General features: G+C 71.3%; 21 protein-coding genes and 1 pseudogene. 10 read left to right on the top strand and 12 right to left on the bottom strand.

Annotation, left to right across the window (positions count from 1 at the left end):
* Positions 1 to 9: 9 nt before the first annotated feature.
* The 4 genes from galK to ABEB17_RS03770 are packed head-to-tail and all read right to left on the bottom strand — an operon-like array spanning position 10 to position 5167.
* Positions 10 to 1224, bottom strand: a complete 1215-nt coding sequence (gene galK / locus ABEB17_RS03785) for a galactokinase (RefSeq protein WP_345715240.1) — start codon at positions 1222 to 1224, stop codon at positions 10 to 12.
* Positions 1221 to 2366, bottom strand: coding sequence for a galactose-1-phosphate uridylyltransferase (gene galT / locus ABEB17_RS03780; protein WP_345715239.1), 1146 nt, complete (start codon positions 2364 to 2366; stop codon positions 1221 to 1223). The genes galK and galT overlap by 4 nt, the downstream gene beginning before the upstream one ends.
* On the bottom strand, positions 2363 to 3142 hold the full coding sequence (locus ABEB17_RS03775; protein WP_345715238.1) for a DeoR/GlpR family DNA-binding transcription regulator: 780 nt from the start codon (positions 3140 to 3142) through the stop codon (positions 2363 to 2365). The genes galT and ABEB17_RS03775 overlap by 4 nt, the downstream gene beginning before the upstream one ends.
* A complete protein-coding gene (locus ABEB17_RS03770; protein ID WP_345715237.1) occupies positions 3143 to 5167 on the bottom strand; it encodes a beta-galactosidase in 2025 nt (674 codons plus the stop codon).
* 211 nt (positions 5168 to 5378) lie between these two features.
* On the opposite strand from ABEB17_RS03770, the gene ABEB17_RS03765 reads away from it, so the two are divergent.
* From ABEB17_RS03765 to ABEB17_RS03750, 4 genes are read left to right on the top strand one after another with little or no spacing between them, the layout of a single operon-like run.
* Complete coding sequence (locus tag ABEB17_RS03765; RefSeq protein ID WP_345715236.1) at positions 5379 to 6731, top strand: ABC transporter substrate-binding protein; 1353 nt, start codon at positions 5379 to 5381, stop codon at positions 6729 to 6731.
* Between the two features lie 17 nt (positions 6732 to 6748).
* Positions 6749 to 7696, top strand: coding sequence for a carbohydrate ABC transporter permease (locus ABEB17_RS03760; RefSeq protein WP_345715235.1), 948 nt, complete (start codon positions 6749 to 6751; stop codon positions 7694 to 7696).
* The gene (locus ABEB17_RS03755) at positions 7693 to 8613 is read left to right on the top strand and encodes a carbohydrate ABC transporter permease (RefSeq protein ID WP_345715234.1); all 921 of its coding nucleotides are present in this window, start codon (positions 7693 to 7695) and stop codon (positions 8611 to 8613) included. The genes ABEB17_RS03760 and ABEB17_RS03755 overlap by 4 nt, the downstream gene beginning before the upstream one ends.
* Positions 8610 to 10808: an alpha-galactosidase gene (locus ABEB17_RS03750; RefSeq protein WP_345715233.1), complete on the top strand. Its 2199-nt coding sequence runs from the start codon at positions 8610 to 8612 to the stop codon at positions 10806 to 10808. Before ABEB17_RS03755 ends, ABEB17_RS03750 begins: the two co-directional genes overlap by 4 nt.
* Positions 10809 to 10876: 68 nt before the next feature.
* Here the strand turns inward: ABEB17_RS03750 and ABEB17_RS03745 are convergent, their stop codons facing one another.
* From ABEB17_RS03745 to ABEB17_RS03735, 3 genes and pseudogenes are all read right to left on the bottom strand, one after another.
* Positions 10877 to 12349, bottom strand: coding sequence for a glycosyl hydrolase family 18 protein (locus ABEB17_RS03745; protein ID WP_345715797.1), 1473 nt, complete (start codon positions 12347 to 12349; stop codon positions 10877 to 10879).
* Between the two features lie 12 nt (positions 12350 to 12361).
* A pseudogene (locus ABEB17_RS03740) lies at positions 12362 to 12898 on the bottom strand (lytic polysaccharide monooxygenase auxiliary activity family 9 protein); the annotation flags it as partial.
* A gap of 140 nt (positions 12899 to 13038) precedes the next feature.
* Positions 13039 to 13167, bottom strand: coding sequence for a carbohydrate-binding protein (locus ABEB17_RS03735; RefSeq protein ID WP_345715232.1), 129 nt, complete (start codon positions 13165 to 13167; stop codon positions 13039 to 13041).
* A 310-nt stretch (positions 13168 to 13477) separates the two neighbouring features.
* On the opposite strand from ABEB17_RS03735, the gene ABEB17_RS03730 reads away from it, so the two are divergent.
* The 4 genes from ABEB17_RS03730 to ABEB17_RS03715 are packed head-to-tail and all read left to right on the top strand — an operon-like array spanning position 13478 to position 17519.
* Positions 13478 to 14776, top strand: a complete 1299-nt coding sequence (locus tag ABEB17_RS03730; RefSeq protein WP_345715231.1) for a helix-turn-helix domain-containing protein — start codon at positions 13478 to 13480, stop codon at positions 14774 to 14776.
* Between the two features lie 49 nt (positions 14777 to 14825).
* On the top strand, positions 14826 to 15851 hold the full coding sequence (trpS, locus tag ABEB17_RS03725; protein ID WP_345715230.1) for a tryptophan--tRNA ligase: 1026 nt from the start codon (positions 14826 to 14828) through the stop codon (positions 15849 to 15851).
* A 46-nt stretch (positions 15852 to 15897) separates the two neighbouring features.
* Positions 15898 to 16446, top strand: a complete 549-nt coding sequence (locus ABEB17_RS03720) for a 2'-5' RNA ligase family protein (RefSeq protein ID WP_345715229.1) — start codon at positions 15898 to 15900, stop codon at positions 16444 to 16446.
* A complete protein-coding gene (locus ABEB17_RS03715) occupies positions 16443 to 17519 on the top strand; it encodes a YihY/virulence factor BrkB family protein (RefSeq protein WP_345715227.1) in 1077 nt (358 codons plus the stop codon). Before ABEB17_RS03720 ends, ABEB17_RS03715 begins: the two co-directional genes overlap by 4 nt.
* Here the strand turns inward: ABEB17_RS03715 and ABEB17_RS03710 are convergent.
* Genes ABEB17_RS03710 through sdhC form a run of 5 tightly spaced genes read right to left on the bottom strand, consistent with a single transcriptional unit; the run spans position 17446 to position 22004 of the window.
* Complete coding sequence (locus ABEB17_RS03710; RefSeq protein WP_345715226.1) at positions 17446 to 18645, bottom strand: D-alanyl-D-alanine carboxypeptidase family protein; 1200 nt, start codon at positions 18643 to 18645, stop codon at positions 17446 to 17448. The two genes, ABEB17_RS03715 and ABEB17_RS03710, sit on opposite strands and share 74 nt — an antisense overlap.
* Before the next feature lie 4 nt (positions 18646 to 18649).
* On the bottom strand, positions 18650 to 19411 hold the full coding sequence (locus tag ABEB17_RS03705; RefSeq protein ID WP_345715225.1) for a succinate dehydrogenase iron-sulfur subunit: 762 nt from the start codon (positions 19409 to 19411) through the stop codon (positions 18650 to 18652).
* The gene (gene sdhA / locus ABEB17_RS03700) at positions 19411 to 21162 is read right to left on the bottom strand and encodes a succinate dehydrogenase flavoprotein subunit (RefSeq protein WP_345715223.1); all 1752 of its coding nucleotides are present in this window, start codon (positions 21160 to 21162) and stop codon (positions 19411 to 19413) included. Before sdhA ends, ABEB17_RS03705 begins: the two co-directional genes overlap by 1 nt.
* 13 nt (positions 21163 to 21175) lie before the next feature.
* Positions 21176 to 21619, bottom strand: coding sequence for a succinate dehydrogenase hydrophobic membrane anchor subunit (locus tag ABEB17_RS03695; RefSeq protein ID WP_345715221.1), 444 nt, complete (start codon positions 21617 to 21619; stop codon positions 21176 to 21178).
* 10 nt (positions 21620 to 21629) lie between these two features.
* Positions 21630 to 22004, bottom strand: a complete 375-nt coding sequence (sdhC, locus tag ABEB17_RS03690; protein ID WP_345715220.1) for a succinate dehydrogenase, cytochrome b556 subunit — start codon at positions 22002 to 22004, stop codon at positions 21630 to 21632.
* Positions 22005 to 22205: 201 nt separating this feature from the next.
* Here sdhC and ABEB17_RS03685 point away from each other — a divergent pair, with 201 nt between their 5' ends.
* On the top strand, positions 22206 to 23288 hold the full coding sequence (locus tag ABEB17_RS03685) for a mannose-1-phosphate guanylyltransferase (protein ID WP_345715219.1): 1083 nt from the start codon (positions 22206 to 22208) through the stop codon (positions 23286 to 23288).
* Positions 23289 to 23426: 138 nt separating this feature from the next.
* Positions 23427 to 25010: an acyl-CoA mutase large subunit family protein gene (locus ABEB17_RS03680; protein ID WP_345715217.1), complete on the top strand. Its 1584-nt coding sequence runs from the start codon at positions 23427 to 23429 to the stop codon at positions 25008 to 25010.
* The last annotated feature ends 10 nt before the right edge of the window (positions 25011 to 25020 follow it).

Below are 25020 nucleotides of genomic sequence, written 5' to 3'. Positions count from 1 at the left end.
GCGGGGGCCTCAGCGCAGGCGGCGACCGGGGGACGACGGCTCTGCGAGCAGGAAGGCCGGCTCGACCCAGCCGCGCTCGACGAAGGCCTCGTGCACGGCGAGCGCGACGTCGTCCACGGACCCCACCGGCACCAGCGCGATCGCCGACCCGCCGAAGCCACCGCCGGTCATCCGGGCACCCAGCGCCCCCGCGGAACGGGCGACCTCGACCGCCACGTCCAACCCGGGCGCGGACACCCGGTAGTCGTCGCGCAGCGAGGCGTGCGAGGCGTCGAACAGCGGGCCCAGGTCCGGCAGCCGCCCCTCGTCGAGCAACGCGCAGACCTGGCGCACCCGGTCGATCTCGGTCACCACGTGCCGGACCAGCGGCCGCAGCTCTCGCTCGTCGAGCGCGGCCAGGGTCGCCTCGACCGGGTCGTCGGCGACCTCGCGCAACGTCTCGACCCGGAGCTCGCGCGCGGCCTCCTCGCACGCGGCCCGCCGCGCCGCGTACTCGTTGCCCGAGTGGGTGTGCTCGGCCCGGGTGTCCATCACCAGCAGGGCGAGCCCGTCGGCGGCGACGTCGAACGGCACCTGCTCGAGGCTGTGGTCCGCGCAGTCCAGCAGCAGCGCGTGCCCGGCCTCGCAGTGCAGGGCGGCAGCCTGGTCCAGCCCGCCGGACGGCACCTGGGCGATGACGTTCTCGCCGCGCACGGCCAGCTGCACGAGCCTCGCGCGTCCCTCGTCGTCGTCCGCCCAGCTCAGCCCGGCCAGCTCGGCGGCGGCCAGCACGGCCGAGCAGGACAGGGCGGCGGACGACGACAGCCCGGAGCCCACCGGCACGTCGCTGTCGACGACGATGTCCAGGCCGCCGAGCGGTCCGGCCGCGGGATCGGCCGCCAGCATCGCCACCGCGCCGGCGACGTACCCACCCCAGCCGCCCGGCCGACCCGGGGCGATGTCGTCGAGCGCGACGTCCACGGGCTCCCCGGCGCGCTGGGCCGACCGCACCCGCAAGCGACCGGTGGCCGTCGCCCGGGCCGCCGCCAACGTGCTCTGCGGCAAGGCGATCGGCAGGCAGAGGCCACCGTTGTAGTCGGTGTGCTCGCCGATCAGGTTGACCCGGCCGGGAGCGGCCCACACCCCGGTCGCCGGGGCGCCGTACGCCTGCTGGAACGCGGCGGCCACCTGCTCGGCGCGCGCCCCCAGGTCGGGCACCGGGTACCAGCGCACCGCGCCCGTCACCCGACCTCCCGCAACCTCGCAGCGATCTGCTCGGGTGTCGCGTCGTTCACCCACGCGCCCATCCCCGTCTCCGATCCCGCAAGGTACTTCAGCTTGCCGGGCGCGCGCAGCACCGAGGTGATCTGCAGGTGCAGCCGGGCCAGGTCGCGGCCGGTGCTCACCGGCGCCTGGTGCCAGCCCGCGATGTACGGCAGCCGCACGCCCGAGCCGTCCGGGGCGACGTGGAACCGGTCGAGCCTGCGCAAGAGGTCCAGGTAGATCTCGGCGAGCTCGTCCCGCTCGTCGCCGTCCAGCGCCGGGAGGTCGGGGACGTCGCGCAGCGGCGCCAGGTGCACCTCGACCGGCCAGCGCGCGGCGGCCGGCACGTACGCGGCCCAGTGTCGGCCCGACAGGACCACGCGCTCGCCGGCGCGCAGCTCAGCGTCGAGCACGTCGCGCAGCAGGTTGCCGCCCGTGCGCTCGCGGTGCTCGGTCGCCAGCGTGAGGATGCGCTGGGTCCGCGGGGTCACCCACGGGTAGGCGTAGATCTGCCCGTGCGGGTGGGTGAGCGTCACCCCGATCTCGGCGCCGCGGTTCTCGAAGCAGAACACCTGCTCGACGCCGTCGATGGCGCCGAGCTCGACGGTGCGGTCGACCCAGGTCTCGACGACCGTGCGGGCCCGGGCGACGGTCAGGTCGGAGAAGGTCGAGTCGTGGTCGCTGGTGAAGCAGAGCACCTCGCACCGGCCGAACGCCGGCAGGGTCGGCCACAGCGGCTCGTCGTCCACGAGCGTGCTGACGCCCGGGACGCCGTCCACCCGGGTCGAGAAGCTGGGTGACTTGTTCTCGAAGACCACCACGTCGTAGTCGTCGGCCGGGATCTCGGACGGCTCCGTTCCCCGGCCGGTGGGGCACAGCGGGCACTCGTCGGCCGGCGGCATGTACGCCCGGTCCATCCGGTGCGTGGCGATGGCGATCCACGACCCGCTGAGCGGGTCGTACCGCATCTGCCCCGCTCGCTCCGGCGAGACCGGTGGGCGGGTGTCGGTGAGCTCGCGGGTCGCGGTCCCGTCGACGTACGGGTGGCTGTCGTCGTAGTAGATGATCTCGCGGCCGTCGTGCAGGTGACCGCGGGTCCGTCGTACCGGGGCGGACTCGCTCACAGCATCACCTCGGCCACCACCAGCTCGCCGACCAGACCGGCCAGGGTGCGGCGCGTCTTGGCCGGCAGCCCGGAGTCCGTCACCAGGACGTCGATCCGGTCGAGCGAGGTGATGCCGGCCAGCCCCACCACGTTCCACTTCGAGTGGTCCGCGACCACCACGACCCGGCGCGCACTGGCCACCAGGGCCTGGTTGGTCTCGGCCTCGACCAGGTTCGGTGTGGTCACCCCGAACCGCTCGTCGATGCCGTGCACCCCCAGCACGAGCGTGTCGACGTGCAGGTCGGCCAGGGCCCGCACCGCGACCGGACCGACCAGGGCGTTGGACGGCGTCCGGGTGCCGCCGGTCAGCACCACCGTGCGGCCCGGGGCCGGGCGCTCGTGCAGCAGGTCGGCGACGGGCGGTGAGTTCGTCACCACGGTCAGGTCGGCGACGTCCACCAGCTGCTGCGCCACCGCGTACGTGGTCGTGCCGGCGGAGAGCGCCACCGACGCGCCGGGCAGGATGAGCCGCGCGGCGGCTTCGGCGATGGCCGACTTCTCGGCCAGCGCCAGCACCGACTTGGCCGCGAACCCCGGCTCGTCGCTGCTGCGCTCGTCGACCGCGGTGGCGCCGCCGTGCACGCGCAGCACGAGCTCCTGTCGGGCCAGGGTCTCGATGTCGCGGCGGACCGTCATGTCCGAGACGCCCAGCAGGTCGACCAGGTCGGACACCCGAGCGCCGCCGTGCCGGCGGACCTCGGTGAGGATGCGTTCCTGGCGCTGCCGGGCGAGCATTCAGACCTGCTCTCGGACGACGGCCACCGCACCGGGGGCCACGGTGAGCTCACCGGTCACGGGGACGTCGGCGACCAGGTCGTGGCCGTTCGCGGTGATCGTCAGGGCGTACTCGGTGTGGTTGATCGCGAACAGGTACGAGCGGCCGTCGCCGCTGCGGCGGACCAGCTCGAGACCGTACGGCGCGGGGGCGACGGCCGGGGCCGACGCCGCGGGCTGCACGCCCGACTCCGCGACGAGTCGGTCCACCAGTGCGCCGAGGGACGCCTCGTCCAGGCGGGTGGCCAGGTACCAGGCGGCGCCCTGGCCGACCGCGTTGCGGGTCAGGGCCGGGACGCCGGGCAGCGGGCCGTTCGTGAACGAGGCCTGCGCGGTGGCGCCGGTCAGGTGCAGGTGCTCGGTCCAGACGGTCGCGGTGGCGCCGACGACGTCAGGGAAGTCGTCCAGGGCGACCTGCTCGCCGGGCATCAGCGGGGCGAACTCCTCGACGCGCACGCCGAGCAGCTCACGGAACGCGCCGGGGTAGCCGCCGAGGCGGATGTGCGCGTTGCCGTCGACGATGCCGGAGAAGAACGTCACCAGGACGCTCGCTCCGCGGTCGGCCGCCGCGTGCAGGGAGTCCGCGACCGCGTCGTCCACCGCGTACAGCGTCGGGACGACGACCAGGGCGTAGCCGCTCAGGTCGGCCGACGGGTGCACGACGTCCGCGGTGATCCCGCGCAGCAGCAGGGCGCGGTGGATCGCGTGCGCGTCGTCGCCGTACCGGACCAGCGAGCTCGGGTGGGAGGGCTGGTCGGTGGCCCAGCCCGCGTCGTAGTCCCACAGCACGGCCACCTGCGCCTGCACGGTGGTGCCGACCACCTCGGCGAGCCGCTCGCAGACCTCGCCGAGCTGGACGACCTCGCGCCACAGCCGGGAGTCCGTGCCCGCGTGCGGGAGCAGGGCCGAGTGGAACTTCTCGGCGCCTGCCTTGGCGGCCCGCCACTGGAAGAAGCCCAGCGTGTCGGCGCCGTGCGCGACGTGCGCGAGGCTGTTGCGCAGCGTGGCCCCGGGACGCTTGGCCTGGTTGACCGGCTGCCAGTTCACCGCGCTCGTCGAGTGCTCCATGAGCATCCACGGCCGGCCGCCCGCGATGCCGCGGGTCAGGTCGCCGCTGAACGCCAGCTCCGCCTCGGGGTCGGGCTCGGCCGCCACCACGTAGTTGTCGGTGCTGACGACGTCCTGCTCCGGCCCCCACACGAAGTAGTCGAGGTGCCGGAAGTGGCTCAGCGTCATGAAGTTCGTGGTCACCGGGATCCCGGGGGACAGGCGGTGCAGCACGTCCCGCTCGGCGACGAACAGCTCCAGGATGTTGTCCGAGGTGAAGCGGCGGTAGTCCAGCGCCTGCGTCGGGTTGGGCACGGTGGGCGCCTCCCGCGGGGGCAGCACCTGGTCGAACGAGGTGTACCGCTGGCTCCAGAAGGCCGTCCCCCAGGCCTCGTTCATCGCGTCGACGTCGCCGTAGCGCCGCTGCAGCCACGCGCGGAACCGCACCGCGCACCGGTCGCAGTAGCAGGGCGCGTCGTGGCAGGCGTACTCGTTGCCCACGTGCCACATCGCCACCGAGGGGTGGTCGTGGTAGCGGGTCGCAAGGTGCTCGACGAGCTGGAGCGAGCGCTCGCGGTAGGTGGAGTTGCTGGGGCAGTAGTGCTGGCGCCCCCCTGGCCACAGTCGGGTGCCGTCCGAACGCTCGGGGAGCAGGTCGTGGTCGAGGTGGAACATCCAGGGCGGCGGGGAGGCCGTCGCCGTGGCGAGGTCGGCAGCGATGTCGTTGGCGTGCAACAGGTCGAGCACCCGGTCGAGCCAGTCCGTGTCGAATCGACCGGGTTCGGGCTCGAGCAGCGACCAGGAGAACACGCCGACGGTCGCGAAGGTGACGCCGGCCTCGCCCATCAACCGGACGTCCTCGTCCCAGACGTGCTCCGGCCACTGCTCAGGGTTGTAGTCGCCACCCAGCGCCAGGGACCTCGTTGGCCAGCTCCGCATGGGACAGACCTTGGCGCGCTCGGCTGAATAAGTCAACAATAACCAACAGATCGAGCCGAACGGTGGGTGAAGGACGACGCGCCAACGCGCCAACTTGGTGAGAAGTCTTGACAACAGCCGGGATCGTGACGATGGTAAGCGCCATCGGCATGATCGAATTTGTCTGATCATGGTTGACCGTGTCGGCTGAAGTACCGTCAAAGGAGACGCGATGTCCCGCCCCCAGTCCCAAGCCGAGTACCTCGCGTCGCTCCTACCGCCGTCGGTGGCGGGCACGCAGTTCGGTCGCAGGGCCCTCTTCCGTGGCGCGCTCGGCGTCGCGGCCGCCGGATCGCTGGCCGCCTGTGGCGGCGACAGCGGCGACAGCGCGGCGGACACCAAGTCCGCCACCGGTGTCGTGACGTTCGGCTCCAACCAGTCGGACGAGGTCCCGAAGGCCGCCTACGCCAAGGTCACGGACCAGTTCCACACCGCCAACCCCAAGCTCACCGTCAAGACGAACACGGTGGACCACAACACCTTCCAGGAGCAGATCAACAGCTACCTGCAGGGCAGCCCGGACGACGTGTTCACCTGGTTCTCCGGCTTCCGGATGCGCTTCTTCGCCGCCAAGGGTCTGGCCGGCGACATCAGTGACATCTGGCCGGACATGAAGGGCTTCTCCGACGCCCTCAAGACGGCGTCGACGGGTGACGACGGCAAGCAGTACTTCGTGCCGTTCACCAACTACCCGTGGGCGATCTTCTACCGCAAGAGCGTGTTCGCCGACAAGGGCTACCAGGTGCCGAAGACCCTGGACGACCTGGTCGCGCTGTCCAAGCAGATGCAGAAGGACAAGCTGGCCCCGATCGCGTTCGGCGACAAGGACGGCTGGCCCGCGATGGGCACGTTCGACCAGCTGAACATGCGGATCAACGGCTTCCAGTTCCACATGGACCTGATGGCCGGCAAGAAGCCGTGGAACGGCCCCGAGGTCAAGAAGGTGTTCGACACCTGGGCAGGCCTGCTGCCCTACCACCAGGACGCCTCGCTCGGGCGTACCTGGCAGGAGGCGGCGCAGTCGCTGCAGCAGAAGAAGGCCGGCATGTACGTGCTGGGCATGTTCGTCGGGCAGCAGTTCCCGAAGGGCGCTGAGCAGGACGACCTGGACTTCTTCACCTTCCCGGAGATCGACTCCGCCATCGGCTCGGACGCGATCGAGGCCCCGATCGACGGCTTCATGATGTCCAAGCGGCCGAAGAACGAGGCCGGTGCCAAGGCGTTCCTGAAGTACCTCGCCACCCCCGAGGCGGAGGGCGTGTCCGTCGCGGCTGACCCGACGGTCATCGCGGTGAACAGCGGCGCCGACACCGGCGCGTACTCGGCGCTGCAGAAGAAGGCCGTCGAGTTCGTGGGGAGCGCGAAGAACATCTCGCAGTTCATGGACCGCGACACCCGTCCGGACTTCGCCAGCAACGTGATGATCCCGGCGATCCAGACCTTCATCAAGAACCCGAAGGACATCGACGGCCTGGTGAACAGCATCGAGAAGCAGAAGCAGTCCATCTTCGCCACCGACAGCTGAGCGAGGACGATCGACCCATGACGACCACCAGCGCGGGAACGCCTGCACCTGCCCAGAAGATTCGTAAGTCCCGAAGGAAGTCCACGTGGCTCACGCGTGGCGACCGCTTCTGGCTGATCGTGCTGGGCGGCGTTCCCGCGGTGGTGGTCGTCGGTCTCATCTGGATCCCCGCCCTGGTGACGGTGGGGCTGTCCATGACGAACTGGGACGGCTTCGCGCCGCTCTCGGACAGCAAGTTCGTCGGGCTGGAGAACTACCGGCAGGTCACCACGAACTACCCGCCCTTCTGGCCGGCGTTGCAGCACAACCTGATCTGGCTGTTCGTGACGTTCGCCATCCCCACCGTCCTGGGCATGTTCATCGCCGTCCTGCTCGACCGCGAGCTGCGGTTCACCCGGGTCTACCAGAGCGCCTTCTTCCTGCCGGTCGTGCTCTCGCTCGCGCTGGTCGGCTTCATGTGGCAGCTCATCTACTCGCGCGACCAGGGCCTGCTGAACGCGATGCTCGGGCTGCACGGTGACCGGGCGATCGACTGGTACGGCGACTCCAAGGTGAACCTCTGGGCCGTGCTGGTCGCGGCGAGCTGGCGACACACCGGGTACATCATGCTGCTGTACCTAGCCGGCCTGAAGGCGGTCGACCCGTCGCTGCGGGAGGCGGCCGCGATGGACGGGGCGTCGCAGACGCGCACGTTCTTCAGCGTCGTCTTCCCGGTCATGCGGCCGATCAACATCATCGTCCTGGTGGTCACCGTCATCGAGTCCCTGCGCGCGTTCGACCTCGTCTACGTCATCAACAAGGGCCGCAACGGTCTCGAGGTGATCGGGGCCCTGGTGTTCAGCAACATCGTCGGCGAGGGTCAACGCATCCCGTTCGGATCAGCCCTGGCGACGATCATGCTGCTGATCTCGCTGGTGTTCATCGTCATCTACATGGTGGCGATCATGCGTGAGGAGAAGCGATGAGCACCGCCACCGGCGACACCCGCACCGGAGCGCGGGACGCCGCGACGGCCGACGTGCCCAAGCCGCCGCACCGCCCACGGCACACGCTGCTCTACGTGTTCCTCAGCGTGATGGCGCTGATCTGGATCTTCCCGGTCTTCTGGGCCGTGCTGAACTCGTTCCGGGACTACGACTTCACGTCGGCGCACGGGTACGTGTCCATCGGCGGCTACACGTTCCACAACTACGCCGACGCGTGGCGGCAGGGCGACTTCGGGCAGCACTTCCTCAACTCGGTGATCATCACCGTGCCGGCCGTCGTGATCACCCTGCTGTTCGCCTCGTGCGCCGCGTTCGTGGTGGCCCGGTTCAGCTTCTGGTTCAACCTGCCCATGCTGATCCTGTTCACCGCGGCGAACCTGCTGCCGCAGCAGGCGATGCTGGTGCCGCTCTACCGGCTGTACAACTCGGTCGAGGTGCCGTTCTGGCTCAGCGACTCCGGGACGCTCTACAACAGCTACTGGGCAGTGATCATCACCCACATCGCCTTCCAGACCGGCTTCTGCACGTTCGTGCTCAGCAACTACATGAAGACCCTCCCGCAGGAGCTGACCGAGGCTGCGGTGGTGGACGGCGCCGGTGTGCTGCGCCAGTTCTGGCAGGTCATCCTGCCGCTGTGCCGTCCGCCGCTGGCCGCGCTGGCGACCCTCGAGATCACCTGGATCTACAACGACTTCTTCTGGGCGGTCGCCTTCATGAGCCAGGGCGACAAGTTCCCGATCACGTCGTCCCTGCAGAACCTGCGCGGCCAGTTCTTCACCGACTACAACCTGCTGTCCGCCGGTTCGGTCCTCGCCGCCATCCCGACCATCATCATCTTCGTGCTGCTGCAGAAGCAGTTCGTCTCTGGCCTGACGCTCGGCGCGAACAAGGGATGAGCCAGCCCTCGACGTCCGAGCCGGACCGGTTGGTCCTGCTGCGTGCGGCCGGTACGAGCGTCCTGCTGGACGTCGGCGGGCCGGCGCTGCCGCGGGTCCTGCACTGGGGCGCCGACGTCGGCGACCTCGGCGCGAGCGGTCAGGCCGGGACGTCGGACGTGCTGGCTGCGGTGACGGCGGCGGTCCCGCGCAGCGCGCTCGACGCCCCCATGGCGTTCACGCTGCTACCCGTGGAGTCCGACGGCTGGTCCGGCGCACCGGGCCTGGCCGGTCACCGCAACGGCGGGGCCGCGCACCCGGTGCTGCGGCTGTCGTCGGCGGTGCAGGTGGACGTGGGCCCGGCCGGTGGCGGGACCGTCACCGCGCAGGCCCGCGACGGGGCCGCCGGGGTCGACGTCGAGGTCGTGCTGCGGCTGACGGAGCACGGGGTGGTCGAGCTCGCCGCGGCGGTCCAGAACACCGGGGACGGCACGTACGACCTGGCCGCGCTGCGCCCGACCCTGCCGCTGCCCGCGGTCGCCGTGGAGCAGCTGGACACCACGGGTCGCTGGTGCCGGGAGGGCAGCCCGCAGCGCGCCCCGCTGCGCTACGGCACCTGGGCGCGCCCCACTCGCCGTGGTCGCACCGGTCACGAGGGCCCCCTACTGATGGCGGCGGGCACCGCGGCGTTCGGCTTCCGGCGCGGCGAGGTCTGGGCCGTGCACCTGGCCTGGAGCGGCGACGGCGAGTACCTGCTGGAGCGGCCGCCGGAGGGCGTCGGACCGCACGCCGCGACGCTGGGCGCAGCCGAGCTGCTGCGGGCCGGGGAGATCCGGCTCGGGCCGGGTGAGTCCTACCGGACGCCGACCGCGCTGTACTCGTGGTCGGGCGCCGGGCTGGACGGCGTCGCGGACCGGTGGCACGCCTGGCAACGCGCCCGCTCGACGCACCCGCGCAGCCCGCGGCCCGTCGTCCTGAACACCTGGGAGGCCGTGTACTTCGACCACGACCTGGCGCGGCTGACCGCCCTCGCGGACGTGGCGGCCCTGGCCGGTGTGGAGCGGTTCGTGCTGGACGACGGGTGGTTCCGTGGTCGGCGGGACGACACCGCCGGCCTGGGGGACTGGTACGTCGACCCCGACGTCTGGCCGCAGGGTCTGCACCCGCTCGTCGAGCACGTGCGCGAGCGCGGCATGCAGGTCGGGCTGTGGGTGGAGCCGGAGATGGTCAACCCCGACTCGGACCTGGTGCGCGAGCACCCGGACTGGGTGCTGTCCCCGAACGCGGACGAGCGACCGCCGGTGTGGCGGCACCAGCAGGTGCTCGACCTGACCAACCCGTCGGCCTGGGAGTACCTGCTGGAGCGGCTCGACGCACTGGTCGGCGAGTACCGGATCGACTACCTGAAGTGGGACCACAACCGCGACCTGCACGCCGCCGGCTCGGCGTCCAGTGCGGGCGGCACGTTCGGGCCGGTGGTGCACGCTCAGACCACGCGGCTCTACGCGCTCCTCGACGAGCTGCGCGCCCGACATCCCGGGTTGGAGATCGAGTCCTGCGCGTCCGGCGGGGCGCGTGTCGACCTGGGGATCCTCGGGCACACGGACCGGGTCTGGGCCTCGGACTGCAACGACGCCCTGGAGCGTCAGCAGATCCAGCGCTGGACGACGCAGGTGCTGGCGCCCGAGCTGGTCGGCGGGCACGTGGGGCCGCCCGAGTCGCACACCACGCACCGCCACCTGGACCTGCAGATGCGGTGTGTCACAGCGCTGTTCGGTCACGCCGGACTGGAGTGGGACCTGACCCGGCTCGCCCCCGACGAGCTCGCGGCGGTGGCGGACTGGATCGCCGCGTACCGGGGGCTGCGCGGCCTGCTGCACTCCGGTCGGGTGGTGCGCGGCGACCTCGACGTGGAGGACGCGCTGCTGCACGGGGTGGTGGCCCAGGACGGCGGCGAGGCGGTGCTGGCGTACGTGCGGCTGACGTCCGCCCCGGCCGCGCACCCCGGGCTGGTGAGGTTGCCCGGGTTGGACCCGCTGCGGCAGTACACCGTTCGCGTTCGGGAGGACGTCGGGGCGCCGGCGGTCGTGCAGGCGTTCGCGCCAGGCTGGCTGGCCGACGGGGTGACGTTGTCCGGGGCCGTGCTGGGCGAGGTCGGGCTCACGATGCCCGTGCTGGCGCCGGGGTCGGCGCTGCTGCTGCACCTGACGTCCTAGCGGTCCGGGCCCGGGGCGGGAGGGAGTGTGTGACGCCCGCCCCGGACCCGGGTCTCAGCCGGTGCGGCTCACAGGTTCGACCTGATCGCCGAGATGAGCTCACCGTTGTCGGTGTCGCCGCTCAGGTCCCAGAAGAAGGCTCCGCCCAACCCCTGGCCCTTCGCGTACGTCAGCTTCCCCGCGATCGTGGCCGGGGTGTCGTAGCTCCACCACTGCCCGTTGCAGAAGCCGTACGCCGTGCCGGCGACGGTCCCGGTGGCGGGGCACTTGGTCTTGAGCACCTTGTAGTCCTCGTTGCCCGCCTCGTAGGTGCCGGGGGCAGCGCCGGTAGCGGTACCACCGGGTGCCGCCTGCGTGACGCCCGTCCAGCCGCGGCCGTAGAAGCCGAGGCCGAGCAGGATCTTGCTGGAGGGCACACCCTTGGCCTTCAACGCGTTCACCGTCGTCGTGGCGTCGAAGCCCTGGATCGGGATACCCGGGTACGACGTCAGCGGCGAGTGCGGTGCCGTCGGTCCCTTGGCGTCCCACGTGCCGAAGTAGTCGTACGTCATCGGCAGGAACCAGTCGACCGAGGCGGCCGCGCCACCGTAGTCGGCCTTGTCCATCTTGCCGCCGGGGTTGCCGTCGGCGGTGATGGCCGAGGTGACCAGGTCGGACCCGAAGCTGGTCCGTAGCGCCGCCATCAGGTTCTTGTAGGCGCTGGCCGGGCTGGTGTCACAGCTCAGGCCGCAGGATCCGGGGTACTCCCAGTCGATGTCGATCCCGTCGAACACGTCGGCCCAGCGCGGGTCCTCGACCAGGGCCCGGCAGGACTGGGCGAACGCGGCCGGGTTGGCCGCCGCCTGACCGAAGCCACCGGACCACGTCCAGCCACCGAACGACCAGATGATCTTCAGGTTCGGGTGCAGCTTCTTGAGCTTGCGCAGCTGGTTGAAGTTGCCGCGCAGGCCGCTGGGGTCGTCCCAGGAGTCGGCGACGCCGTCGACGCTCTCGGCGGCGGTGAACGCCTTGTCGTAGTCGGCGTACGAGTCACCGATCACGCACTTGCCGCCGGTCACGTTGCCGAACGCGTAGTTCAGGTGGGTCAGCTTGTCCGCCGCCCCGCTGGTCTGCACGTTCTTCACGTTGAAGTGCCGGTCGTACGTCCCCCACTCGGGGAAGTAGCCGACGATCCGCTTGCCGGACGGCGGGTTCGTCGTCGGGGTCCCGGTCGGGGTGGTCGTCGGCGTCCCCGTCGGCGTCCCGGTCGGTGTCGTCGTCGGGGTGCTGGTCGGGGTGGTGGTCGGGGTCGTCCCGCTGCAGGCCCCCAGGTCCTTCCACACCCCCCACTCGCCGGTCGTGCCCGGGGTCTCGCCCTGGGTCCACCACTTGGCCTGCCAGGTGTGGTTCGCGTAGGAGACCTGGTTGCCGCCGGTGTACACCGCGGTCGCGCTCCACGCCGGTGCGGTGCAGCTACCGGGGTTGGTGGGCGTGCTGGTGGGCGTGCTGGTGGGCGTGCTGGTGGGCGTGCTGGTGGGTGTCGGGGTGCTCCCGCCGAACATCACGTCGCTGCACGCGTAGAACGCCTCGGCCGAGTCGGTGCGCTGCCAGATGATGTAGACCAGCTGGCGACCGCTGCGGGCCGGGACGGTGCCCTGGATCTGGTAGGCGCCGTTGACCACCGGCGGGTTGAGCACCTTCGCGAACGGGGTGGCGTCGAGGTCGGACCACTTCAGGGGCTGGGTCGGGTCGTACCCCTGCTTGGTGAGGTACAGCTCGAACGTGCCCGGGTGGGCTGCCGTCTCGGTGTACGTGAAGGTGGTCGGGCCGGCCGTCAGTGCGGTGGCCGGCCAGTCCGCCCGCGGCAGGTCGAAGCCGCGGTACTTGTCGCGGCCGGCGCTGCAGAGCTTGCCGTCGGGGATCAGCTCGCGGTGGTGACCGTTGGCGTTGGCGATGTTCACCTCGTTCCAGTCGTACACCGGCTGGGTGCCGCCCAGCGCGATCGCGGCCTTGCAGGCCTCGGACCGGGGGTGCTCGGCGCCCTCCTGCCAACACGTGTACGTGCGGCTGGCGGGTGCCGAGGTGGAGCCGTGCGCGAACGCGGGCGCCATCGTCACGGTCGACAGTGCGGCCGTGACGGCGGCCACCAGGGCCACGCGCAGGGCTCGCCGACGTCCGGTCGGGGGTCTGGTCGTCCTGGGTCTCATCGGTTCCTTCTCTCAGTGAGGTGCGGTCGGGTGTGGCGGCCGGGTCAGAGCTTCTGCCGCAGCGCGGGGACGACGTCCGGCGTCCAGCCGGGGTACGCCGTGTGCGCCAGCAGGCACTGGTCGCGGCTGCCGCCGTACGACACGTGGTCGCCCGCCGGGTAGGCGGTGCCCACGGCCCAGGCCGGGTACTGCCCGGGGCCTGTCGTGATGGTCGGCGTCGACGTGGTGGTCGGCGTCGAGGTCGTGGTGCTGGCTGGTGGGGGTGGTCGTGGGGGTGCCGCCCGCGGACCCCAGGGCCAGGGCCAGCGTGAGTGCGGTGGATCTGGGCATGGTGCGCGCTCCTTGGCCATCCCCACGAAAGGGGAGGGAACGGGACAAGACGGGCCTGAAGATAACTGGCAAGACAACTTCTGTAAAGGGGTCTGTTACGTACGGGTGGACGGGACGCCTAGAATCCGGCGAGACCTCAGGAGGTGGACGCCGGTGACGACGAGCGATGCGGACGTGGGAGCCCGGCTCCGGGCCCTGCGCACCGGTCAAGGGCTGACCCAGCGCGAGCTCGCGGGGGACCGCTACACCACCGCGTTCGTGTCGTCCATCGAGGCCGGACGTCGACAGCCGTCGTCGGACGCCCTCGAGCACTTCGCGAACCAGCTCGGGGTCGACCCGGAGGTGCTGCGCGACGGCCGGCCCTCGACCGCCGTCCTGGAGCTGGCCCTGGCCGAGGCGCGGCACACCCAGGCGGTCGGCGACACCACGCTCGCCCGCGAGCAGATCGACGAGGTGCTGGGCCTCGCCATCGAGCACGAGCTGCCCGTGCTGCGCTCGCAGGCCCTGGTGGCTCTCGGGTTCTGGGCGCTGCGCTCCGGCGACGTGCGCGGGTCGCTCGCCCACTACGAGGAGGCCGAGAAGCTCCTGGTCGACCAGCCCGAGCCCGCCCGCGCGCTGGCGGTGGCCGGCCAGGCCCGCTGCCTGCGCATCCTGGGCGACGTGCGCCGGTCCGTCATGGTCGTCGAGCGGGCGCTCGACGAGCTCGAGCGCGCCGGCCTGCCCGACCCGCTGGCCCTGATGGTGCTGCACGCGCAGGCGGTTCCGGCGTACATGGACCTGGGCCTGTCCCGCAAGGCGGAGGCCGCCGCCGAGACCGCGCTGGGACTGGCCGCGCAGGTGCCGGACCCGTTGCGGCAGGCCGACATGTACCGCGCGGTGGCCCGCGGGTTCCTGGACGGGAACCGTGTCCCGCAGGCCCGCCAGGCGGTCGCCCGGGCGCAGGAGCTCTACGACCAGCTGGACCTGCGCACCGACGTCGGCCACTGCTACTGGGCGCGCGGCTGGATCTACGAGCACAGCGCGACCGCGAACCTGGCCAGCGCCCGCCGCCAGCTCGAGACGGCCCGGCAGATCTTCATCGAGACCGGCTCGCGCTTCGACGAAGGACTGGTCACCGTCGAGCTCGCCGACATCGTGCGCCGTCTCGGTGCCTTCGACCGCGCCCGGGCGCTGATCGCGGACATCCAGGACTACCCCGAGGTCGTCGCGCTGCCGGGTGCCTACGCCGAGGTGGAGCGCTGCCTGGGGCTGATCGCCGCCGACGAGGGCGAGTACCCGCGGGCGCTGACCCACCTGGAGCGCGCCATCGCCCTGTTCCGGCAGGCCGAGGAGCTGCTGCACGAGGCGCGCACCTACCGCCACCTCGGGGACGTGCGGAGTGCCGCCGGCGACGCGGACGGCGCCACCCGGGCCTACCGGGACGGGTTGACCGCCCTCGACCGGGTGAGCTGACCGAGCACCCACGACGCGTCGACCCGCGGCACCTGAAAGACTGTCCGCCATGCCTGCGACCGCCCACCCCAGCCGCCCGCGCGTCCTGTCCGGGATGCAGCCGACGAGTGACTCGCTGCACCTCGGCAACTACCTCGGGGCGCTCGTCCAGTGGGTCGCCCTGCAGGAGACGCACGACGCGTTCTACTGCGTCGTGGACCTGCACGCGATCACCGTGGACGTCGACCCGGCCACGCTGCGCGAGCGCACCCGGCGCACCGCCGCGCAGTACCTGGCCGGCGGGGTGGACCCGCAGCGCTCGACGCTGTTCGTGCAGAGCCACGTCCCGCAGCACGCCGAGCTCGCGTGGGTCCTGGGCTGCATCACCGGGTTCGGCGAGGCCGGCCGGATGACCCAGTTCAAGGACAAGGCCGGCAAGGCCGGCAGCGACCGGACGACGGTCGGCCTGTTCACCTACCCGGTGCTGATGGCGGCCGACATCCTGCTCTACCAGGCCGATGCGGTCCCGGTGGGGGAGGACCAGCGTCAGCACCTCGAGCTCACCCGGGACCTGGCCATCCGGTTCAACGGGCGCTTCGGGGAGGCCTTCACGGTGCCGGAGCCGTTCATCGTCAAGGAGACGGCGAAGATCTACGACCTGCAGGACCCCACCGCCAAGATGAGCAAGTCGGCGGCGACCCTGTCGGGCGTCATCGACCTGCTGGACGAGCCCAAGGTGACCGCCAAGAAGATCCGGTCCGCGGTGACCGACGCCGAGCGCGAGATCCGGTACGACGTCGAGACCAAGCCCGGGGTGTCCAACCTGCTGAGCATCCACTCGGCGTTGTCCGGGCGCCCGGTCGAGACCCTCGAGAAGGACTACGCGGGCAAGGGGTACGGCGACCTCAAGGGTGACCTGGCCGACCTGGTGACCACCGAGCTGAGCCCGTTCCGGGAACGCACGCTGGCCTACCTGGACGACCCGGCGGCCCTCGACGACGTCCTCGCCGACGGCGCCGCGAAGGCTCGCGACGTCGCCGCCACCACCCTGGCCCAGGTCTACGACCGGGTCGGCTTCCTGTCCGCGCGGTCGTGAGGCCCCGATGGGTGTCCGGGCCGGCAACTTAGGGCAGGATCAGACGGTGACCAACGGGCCGGACGACGGGGTGCAGCGAACCATCGGTGTGGCGATCTCCATCCCGGACCCGTACGGCGAGGAGCTGCGCGCCCACCGCGCGTCGTTCGGCGACCCGCTGGCGTCGTCCATCCCCACCCACGTCACGTTGCTGCCGCCCACCGAGCTGGACCGGCCCGAGGCCAGTGTCGTCACCGAGCACCTGTCGTCGGTCGCCGCGAAGGCCACGCCGTTCGAGATCCACCTGCGCGGGACGTCCACCTTCCGCCCGGTGTCGCCGGTGGTGTTCGTGCCGCTGGTTCAGGGCATCGGTGGGTGCGAGGTGCTGGAGCAGGCGGTGCGCAGCGGGCCGCTGGCGCGCGACCTGCAGTTCTACTACCACCCGCACGTGACCATCGCGCACCACCTCGCGGACGACGCCCTCGACCGCGCGGCACGCGAGCTGGCGGACTTCGAGTGCCGGTTCGTGGTGGACGGCTTCCACCTCTACGAGCACGGCGCGGACGGCGTGTGGCGCCCCCAGGGCTGGTTCCCGTTCCCGGGCAGCTCCGGGTGAAGGCGTTGCTCGCGCGCCTCAAGGCCAGCCACCCGTACCGGTCGTGGGAGCACTACGGCCAGGTCCGGGGCAACCTGCTCGCCGGGGGCATGACCTTCGTCGGGTTCTTCTCGGTGATCCCGGCGCTGATCATCGGCTTCACCGTCTTCGGCTTCGTGCTTCGCAATCAACCCGACCTGTTCGACCGGGTCGTGGCGTCGGTCTCCAACACGCTGCCGGGGATCATCAAGGACGAGTCGAACCCGAACGGTCTGCTGGACGCGTCGAACCCGCCCACCCCGGACGTGCTGACCGTGGCCGGCCTGATCAGCCTGGTCACGCTGCTGCTGGCCGGTCTCGGGTGGGTCGCCGCGATCCGCGAGGGCGTCCGGACGATGTACGACCAGCCCAAGCTGAAGTCCAACCCGGTGCTGGGCAAGGTGCGTGACCTGGGGTTGCTGGCGCTGCTCGGCGTACCGATGCTCGCATCGGCCGTGCTGTCGCTGGTGGCCACCGGGGCGGCGTCCTGGGCCCTGGCGCGGGTCCATCTGGACGAGGACGCCACCGGGACGAAGGTGCTGCTGCAGGTCCTCAGCGTCCTCGTCGTCCTGGTCGCCGACTTCCTGCTCATGGTGATCATCCTGCGCCTGCTCAGCGGGATCGCCCTGTCTCGCAAGGACGTCGCTCAGAGCGCGCTGATCGGCGCGGTCGGGCTCGGCGTCCTCAAGCTGGCCAGCGGTCGACTGCTCGCCAGCGCCGGGAACAAGCCCCTGCTGGCCAGCTTCGCCGTGATCATCGGGCTGCTGGTCCTGATCAACCTGATCAGCCGCGTCGTGCTGCTGTCCGCGGCCTGGTCGGCGACCCGGTTGCGGGCGACCGGCCGGCTGGCCGCACCGCTCGGCCCGACGGAGCCGCCGGAGCCGCTGCCGTTCCCGGCCGGCCCGCGCGAGGACGTTCAGCCCAGCTTCGGCCCCCGGGCCCGTGACCGCACGTCACTGGCCGCCGGCGCGGTCCTCGGGGTCAGCGCACTGTTTGTCGCTCGTACCGCGCGCGACGGGCTGCGAGCAGCTGTCGGCGTCGTGCGCGGGCGCTGAGCGCGAGCAGCGTCACGGCGACCAGCGCGAAGGCGATACCGGCCAGGCCGACGACGCGTGCGGTGCTGGTGCTGGTCGGCGTGGAGCGCAGGGCCGCGGACTGCGCGGCGCCCGCCGGAGCGATCGCCGCGGCGGACGGGCCGGACGGCCCCGCCGGGTGGGCCAGGGCCGCCGCCTGGTCCGGGGTGACCAGGGTGCCGACCGGCCGGGCGCGGGCGCCGTACGTGAAGGCCCAGTCCAGCATCGCGGCCTGCGGGCGCCAGCTGCTCTCGCCGCGGCGCATCGCGGTCAGCACGTAGGTGTGCCCACCCCGGGTGGCCGCGCCGATCGCCGTCCACCGCGCCGCCACGGTGTAGCCGTTCTTCACGCCGATCGCGCCGTCGTAGTTGTAGAGCAGCTTGTTGTGGTTCTGGATCTGGTAGCTGGTGCGCTTCTTGCCCTTCACCACCTTGCCGGGGAACCGGATGTGCTTGGTCGCGACCAGCTCACGGAAGCCCGGGACGTCGAGCGCGGCGCGTGCCACCAGAGCCAGGTCGTACGCACTGGACCTCTGCCCCGGGGCGTCCAACCCGCTGGGATTGCGCACCGTCGTGTCGAACGCACCCAGCCGGTTGGCCTCGGCCTGCATGGCGGCCACGGTCTGCGGGACACCGCCGGCCACCCGGGCCAGCGCGGTCGCCGCGTCATTGCCGGACGAGAGCATGGTGCCCTGCAGCAGCTGGCGGACCGTGTACGTGGAGCCCGGGTCCAGCCCGACCTGGGAGCCCTCGACGACGTCGCTCGGTTCGGCCAGCACGACCTGCGACTGGTCGACCTTGGGCAGCGTGGTCAGCACCGTCAACGTCTTCAGCGTCGATGCCGGGAGGTACCGCCCGTGCGGGTTGCGCGCGGCGATCACCGCGCCGGTGTCGAGGTCGGCCAGCACCCACCCCGCAGCGTTGAACGTCGGCGGTGCCGGCACGCCGTCCGGGAGGTCCGTGACGACCGACGTCGCGCCCAGCAGCGGACCGCCGACCACCGGCCGGGTGATCGACGCGTTCGCGCTGGGGCCGGCGGCGACGCTCACCGACAGGCCGGCCGCGAGGGCGACGGCCACGGTGGCGGCGGAGCGGGCGCGGCGGCGCACGCGATCAGACCTTGCGGGTCAGGAGGGCGCGCTTGACCTCCTGGATGGCCTTGGTCACCTCGATGCCGCGCGGGCACGCGTCGGTGCAGTTGAAGGTCGTGCGGCAGCGCCACACGCCCTCCTTGTCGTTCAGGATCTCCAGCCGCTGGTCCGCCGCCTGGTCGCGGCTGTCGAAGATGAATCGGTGCGCGTTCACGATCGCGGCCGGCCCGAAGTACTGTCCGTCGCCCCAGAACACCGGGCAGGACGACGTGCACGCCGCGCACAGGATGCACTTCGTGGTGTCGTCGAACCGGTCGCGCTGCTCCTGGCTCTGGATCCGCTCGCGGCTCGGCTCGTTGCCGGACGTCATGAGGAACGGCATGACCTCGCGGTAGGCCGCGAAGAACGGGTCCATGTCGACGACGAGGTCCTTCTCGACCGCCAGTCCCTTGATCGGCTCGACCGTGATCGGCTTCTTCGGGTTCAGGTCCTTCAGCAGGGTCTTGCAGGCCAGCCGGTTCTTGCCGTTGATCCGCATGGCGTCCGAACCGCAGACGCCGTGCGCGCAGGACCGGCGGAAGGTCAGCGAGCCGTCCTGCTCCCACTTGATGGTGTGCAGCGCGTCGAGCAGCCGGTCGGTGGCGTGCACCGAGACGGTGTAGTCCTCCCAGTGCGGCTCGGTGTCCGACTCCGGGTTGAACCGCCGGATCCGCAGCGTGACGTCGAAGCTGGGCACCACACCGACCTCGGTGCTCGAGGCGGCGGCGTCCGTCGTGGTCGTCATCAGTACTTGCGCTCCATCGGCTCGTAACGGGTCTGCACGACCGGCTTGTAGTCGAGGCGCACGGCGGAACCGTCCGCGCCCTCTTCACGGTAGGCCATGGTGTGCCGCATGAAGTTCACGTCGTCGCGGTGCGCGTAGTCCTCACGGAAGTGCCCGCCGCGGGACTCCTTGCGCTCCAGTGCGCCCAGCACGATGACCTCGGCGAGGTCGAGCAGGAAGCCCAGCTCGACCGCCTCCAGCAGGTCGGTGTTGAAGCGCTGGCCCTTGTCCTGGACGGACACGTTGCGGTAGCGCGCTTTCAGACCCTCGATGTCGCTGAGCGCCTGCTTCAGCGATCCCTCGGTCCGGAACACCTGGGCGTTGCGGTCCATGGTCTCCTGCAGCGCCTTGCGAACCGTGGCCACCCGCTCGCCGTCCTGGCGCGAGCGCATCGACTCCAGCAGCTCGACGGTCGCCACCTCGGGCGTGTCGGGCAGGTCGAGCAACGGTGCGGTGGCCGCGAACTCCGCGGCGGCGATACCGGCCCGGCGTCCGAAGACGTTGATGTCCAGCAGCGAGTTGGTACCCAGCCGGTTCGAGCCGTGCACGGACACGCACGCGACCTCGCCGGCGGCGTACAGGCCCGGGACGACGTGGGTGTTGTCCCGCAGCACCTCCGCCTCGATGTTGGTCGGCACGCCGCCCATCGCGTAGTGCGCGGTCGGGTACACCGGAACCGGCTCGGTGTACGGCTCGACGCCCAGGTACGTGCGGGCGAACTCGGTGATGTCCGGCAGCTTCGCGTCGATGTGCGCGGGCTCCAGGTGGGTCAGGTCGAGCAGCACGTAGTCCTTGTTCGGACCGCAGCCGCGGCCCTCGCGGACCTCGTTGGCCATCGAGCGCGCCACGATGTCGCGCGGCGCGAGGTCCTTGATGGTCGGGGCGTAGCGCTCCATGAAGCGCTCGCCCTCGCTGTTGCGCAGGATGCCGCCCTCGCCGCGCGCCGCCTCGGACAGCAGGATGCCCAACCCGGCCAGGCCCGTCGGGTGGAACTGGAAGAACTCCATGTCCTCCAACGGGATCCCGCTGCGGAAGGCGATCCCCATGCCGTCACCGGTGAGCGTGTGCGCGTTGGAGGTCGTCTTGAAGACCTTGCCGACGCCTCCGGTGGCCAGCACCACGGACTTGGCGCGGAAGATGTGGATCTCGCCGCTGGCCAGCTCGTAGGCCACCACGCCGGCGGTGCGCCGGTGCTCGCCGCTGCCGGTCATGATGAGGTCGAGCACGTAGAACTCGTTGAAGAACTCGACGTCCTGCTTGACGCAGTTCTGGTAGAGCGTCTGCAGGATCATGTGGCCGGTGCGGTCCGCCGCGAAGCACGAGCGGCGCACGGCAGCCTCGCCGTGGTTGCGGGTGTGGCCGCCGAACCGGCGCTGGTCGATCTTGCCCTCGGGCGTCCGGTTGAACGGCAGACCCATCTTCTCGAGGTCCAGGACCGCGTCGATGGCCTCCTTGCACATCACCTCGGCCGCGTCCTGGTCGACGAGGTAGTCGCCGCCCTTGACGGTGTCGAAGGTGTGCCACTCCCAGTTGTCCTCCTCGACGTTCGCCAGGGCGGCGCACATGCCGCCCTGGGCCGCACCGGTGTGCGAGCGCGTCGGGTAGAGCTTGGTGAGGACCGCCGTCCGGGCGCGCTTGCTGGACTCCAGGGCCGCGCGCATGCCGGCGCCGCCGGCGCCGACGATGACCACGTCGTAGGTGTGCGTCTGCATGGGTTGCCTGCCTTTACTGGGTGCAGAACGACGGGAGCAGGTTGGCGGGCTCGCCCACCGGGCACGGGTCGAACGTGAAGATGACCAAGGTGCCGAGCACCAGCACCACGGCGGCGCTGACCAGCAGCAGGGTCTTCAGCACGATGCGGGTGCTGTCCTTCTCCGCGTAGTCGTTGATCACGGTGCGGACCCCGTTGACGCCGTGCAGCTCGGCGAGCCACAGCATCAGCAGGTCCCAGGTCTGCCAGAACGGGCTGGACCACTTGCCGCCGACGAACGCGAAGTCGATGGCCTTGATGCCGTCGCCGGCGACCAGGTTCACGAACAGGTGGCCGAAGACCAGCGCGATCAGCACCACGCCCGACCCGCGCATGAAGAGCCACGAGTAGAGCTCGAAGTTGCTGCGGGTGGCGCGGCTGCGGCGGAACGGGGCGCGGGGCGCGTCGAGGGTCGTCATGTCAGCTCCCTCAGCCGAAGACGTGCATCAGGTGGCGGACGGCGAACGGCGCGAACAGCAGCACCCAGGCGCCGATGACGACCCAGAGCATCTGCCGCTGGTAGCGCGGGCCCTGGGACCAGAAGTCGACCAGCATGATCCGCACGCCGTTGAACGCGTGGAAGATGATCGCGGCGACCAGCCCGGCCTCACCGAGCCCCACGATCGGGTTCTTGTACGTCCCGATGACGTCGTTGTACGCCTCGGGGGACACCCGCACGAGCGCGGTGTCCAGCACGTGCGCGAAGAGGAAGAAGAAGATCAGCACGCCGGTCACCCGGTGGGCGACCCACGACCACATCCCCTCGCGGCCCCGGTAGAGGGTGCCTGCGGGTGCCTTGGGCACGACGTTCCCTTTCGCCTGGCGGGAGGGTGACGCGTCGACCCGCACGGCTGCTGAGATGGCGCTGGAGGCGGGGGACGGCGACGTCCACGACGTGGTCACTGTAGTGACGTGGGGCCGCTGGGGCCGCACCGGGATGGCTGGGTGTGACCAACCCCTCAGAGTGGCTCCGGCGCCGCGGCCGGGTTCGATAGCGTCACCGGGGTGATCGCCGACCTGACCGCCGTGGTGCCCGCCGGCGGTGCCGGGACGCGGCTCTGGCCGCTCTCGCGCCGCGCCCAGCCCAAGTTCCTGCTCGACCTGACCGGCACCGGACGCACCCTGCTGCAGCAGACCTGGGACCGGCTGGACGACGTCGCCGCCCGGGTGTGCGTGGTGACCGGTGCGGGGCACGCCGGTGCCGTGGCGCGTCAGCTGCCCGGGCTCGACCTGGACGACCTGCTGGCCGAGCCCTCGCCGCGTGACTCCGCCGCCGCGATCGGCCTGGCCGCCGCCGTCGTGCACGCCCGGGACCCGCAGGCGGTCATCGGCTCGTTCGCGGCCGACCACGTGATCGCCGACGCCGCCGCGTTCGCCGCCGCCGTCGGCGAGGCCGTCGCGGTGGCCCGCACCGGGCTCCTCGTCACCATCGGCATCACCCCGACCCACCCGGCCACCGGCTTCGGCTACATCCGCGCGGGGGCGGCGCTCGACGTCCCGGACGCGCCGTCGGCGCTCGCCGTCGCCGAGTTCGTCGAGAAGCCGGACGCCGAGACCGCCGCCGGGTACGTCGCGCAGGGCTACCGGTGGAACGCCGGGATGTTCGTGGCGCGGGCGTCCGTGCTGCTCGACCTGCTCGCCGAGTACCGGCCGGCGCTGGCGGAGGGGCTGCGGGTGCTCGGCGCCGCCTGGGACGGCCCGGACCGCCAGCGGGTGCTCGACGAGGTCTGGCCGCAGCTCGAGAAGGTGGCCGTGGACTACGCGGTGGCCGAGCCCGCGGCGGCCGCCGGACGGGTGGCCGTGGTGCCGGGGGCCTTTGGCTGGGACGACGTGGGGGACTTCGACTCGCTCGGCACGGTGCTCCCGGCGGGCGACCTGCAGGTCATCGGGGACGGCGAGCTGCTGGCCACCGACTCCACGGGGGTGGTGGTGACGACGTCCGGCCGGGTCGTGGCGCTGATCGGGCTGCACGACGTGGTCGTGGTGGACACCCCGGACGCGGTGCTGGTGGCGGCCCGCTCGCACGCCCAGCAGGTCAAGGGCGTGGTCGACCGGCTCACGGCCGCCGGCCGCACCGACCTCCTCTGACCCCGTCCCCGCGCAGATAGCCCGCTCTTCGGGCTCATTCGCGTCCCAAAACCCCGGATATCCCGCTATCTGCGGTCGGGGGTGTGAGGTCGGACACGAGGCCGGGCCGAGGCGGGCCCGCGTCGATACCCTGCCCGGGTGAGTGAATCCGTCACCGAGTCCGGCCTGCCCCTGCATCCGCTGTACGGACCGCAGACGCTGCAGGACTGGGACGCCGAGCAGCAGCTGGGCGAACCGGGTCAGTACCCGTACACCCGGGGTGTCTACCCGAACATGTACACCGGCCGGCCCTGGACCATGCGCCAGTACGCCGGGTTCGGCACCGCCAAGGAGTCCAACGAGCGCTACCACCAGCTGGTCGCGGCGGGCACCGGCGGGCTGAGCGTCGCGTTCGACCTGCCGACCCAGATGGGCTACGACTCCGACGACCCGATCGCGCACGGCGAGGTCGGCAAGGTCGGGGTCGCCATCGACTCGATCGACGACATGCGGCTGCTGTTCGACGGCATCCCGCTCGACGAGGTCTCGACGTCCATGACCATCAACGCGCCCGGTTCGGTGCTGCTGCTGCTCTACCAGCTGGTCGCGGCCGAGCACGGTGTCGACCCCGGCAAGCTCACCGGGACCATCCAGAACGACGTGCTCAAGGAGTACATCGCGCGCGGCACGTACATCTTCCCGCCGGCCGAGTCGCTGCGGCTCATCGCGGACACGTTCGCCTACTGCCGCCAGGAGCTTCCGCGCTGGAACACCATCTCGATCAGCGGCTACCACATGGCCGAGGCCGGGGCCACGCCCGTGCAGGAGATCGCGTTCACGCTGGCCAACGCCAAGGCGTACGTGCAGGCGGCGCTGGACGCCGGGCTGGACGTCGACGACTTCGCGCCGCGGCTGTCGTTCTTCTTCGTGGCCCGGACGACGTTCCTGGAGGAGGTGGCCAAGTTCCGGGCCGCCCGCCGGATCTGGGCGCAGATCATGCGCGACGAGTTCGGCGCCACGAACCCCAAGTCGCTGATGCTGCGCTTCCACACCCAGACCGCCGGTGTGCAGCTCACCGCCCAGCAGCCCGAGGTCAACCTGGTGCGGGTCGCACTGCAGGGCCTCGGCGCGGTGCTCGGCGGGACGCAGAGCCTGCACACCAACTCCTACGACGAGGCGATCGCGCTGCCGACCGCGAAGGCGGCCCGGCTCGCGCTGCGCACCCAGCAGGTGATCGCGTACGAGACGGACGTGACCAAGACGGTCGACCCGTTCGCCGGTTCCTACGTGATCGAGGCGATGACGGACGAGATCGAGGCCGCCGCCCGCGACCTGATCCAGGCCGTCGAGGACCGCGGGGGTGCGGTGGCGGCCATCGAGGAGGGCTTCCAGAAGTCCGAGATCGAGCGATCGGCGTACCAGGTCACCCAGCAGATCGACTCCGGTGACCGGGTGATCGTGGGCGTCAACCGGTTCACCGTCGACGTCGAGGACCCGTACGAGCCGCTGCGCGTCGACCCGGCCATCGAGGCCGAGCAGGCCGCCCGGCTGGCCACCCTGCGCGCCGAGCGCGACCAGCCGGCCGTCGACGCGGCGCTGGCCGCGGTTCAGGCCGCGGCCCGAGGTGCCGACAACGTGGTGTACCCGCTGCGCGACGCCCTCGCCGCCCGGGCCACGGTGGGCGAGGTCTGCCACGCGCTCCGGGAGGTGTGGGGGACGTACGTCCCGCGCGACGCCTTCTGAACTAACCTGG

The sequence above is a fragment of the Angustibacter luteus genome (assembly GCF_039541115.1).
Lineage (GTDB): Bacteria > Actinomycetota > Actinomycetes > Actinomycetales > Angustibacteraceae > Angustibacter > Angustibacter luteus.
The sequence above is the reverse complement of the archived record's forward strand: the minus strand, read 5'-3'. Positions and strand labels throughout refer to the sequence as shown.

What these genes read in the sequence shown, in the direction of transcription:
- ABEB17_RS03770 (WP_345715237.1), bottom strand. Translation starts at nt 5,167, where the DNA reads ATGCGGAGCTGGCCAACGAGGTCCCTGGCGCTGGGTGGCGACTACAAC.
- ABEB17_RS03775 (WP_345715238.1), bottom strand. Translation starts at nt 3,142, where the DNA reads ATGCTCGCCCGGCAGCGCCAGGAACGCATCCTCACCGAGGTCCGCCGG.
- ABEB17_RS03745 (WP_345715797.1), bottom strand. Translation starts at nt 12,349, where the DNA reads ATGTTCGGCGGGAGCACCCCGACACCCACCAGCACGCCCACCAGCACG.
- ABEB17_RS03695 (WP_345715221.1), bottom strand. Translation starts at nt 21,619, where the DNA reads ATGACGACCCTCGACGCGCCCCGCGCCCCGTTCCGCCGCAGCCGCGCC.
- ABEB17_RS03765 (WP_345715236.1), top strand. Translation starts at nt 5,379, where the DNA reads ATGTCCCGCCCCCAGTCCCAAGCCGAGTACCTCGCGTCGCTCCTACCG.
- ABEB17_RS03705 (WP_345715225.1), bottom strand. Translation starts at nt 19,411, where the DNA reads ATGACGACCACGACGGACGCCGCCGCCTCGAGCACCGAGGTCGGTGTG.
- ABEB17_RS03760 (WP_345715235.1), top strand. Translation starts at nt 6,749, where the DNA reads ATGACGACCACCAGCGCGGGAACGCCTGCACCTGCCCAGAAGATTCGT.
- ABEB17_RS03750 (WP_345715233.1), top strand. Translation starts at nt 8,610, where the DNA reads ATGAGCCAGCCCTCGACGTCCGAGCCGGACCGGTTGGTCCTGCTGCGT.
- trpS (WP_345715230.1), top strand. Translation starts at nt 14,826, where the DNA reads ATGCCTGCGACCGCCCACCCCAGCCGCCCGCGCGTCCTGTCCGGGATG.
- ABEB17_RS03755 (WP_345715234.1), top strand. Translation starts at nt 7,693, where the DNA reads ATGAGCACCGCCACCGGCGACACCCGCACCGGAGCGCGGGACGCCGCG.
- sdhA (WP_345715223.1), bottom strand. Translation starts at nt 21,162, where the DNA reads ATGCAGACGCACACCTACGACGTGGTCATCGTCGGCGCCGGCGGCGCC.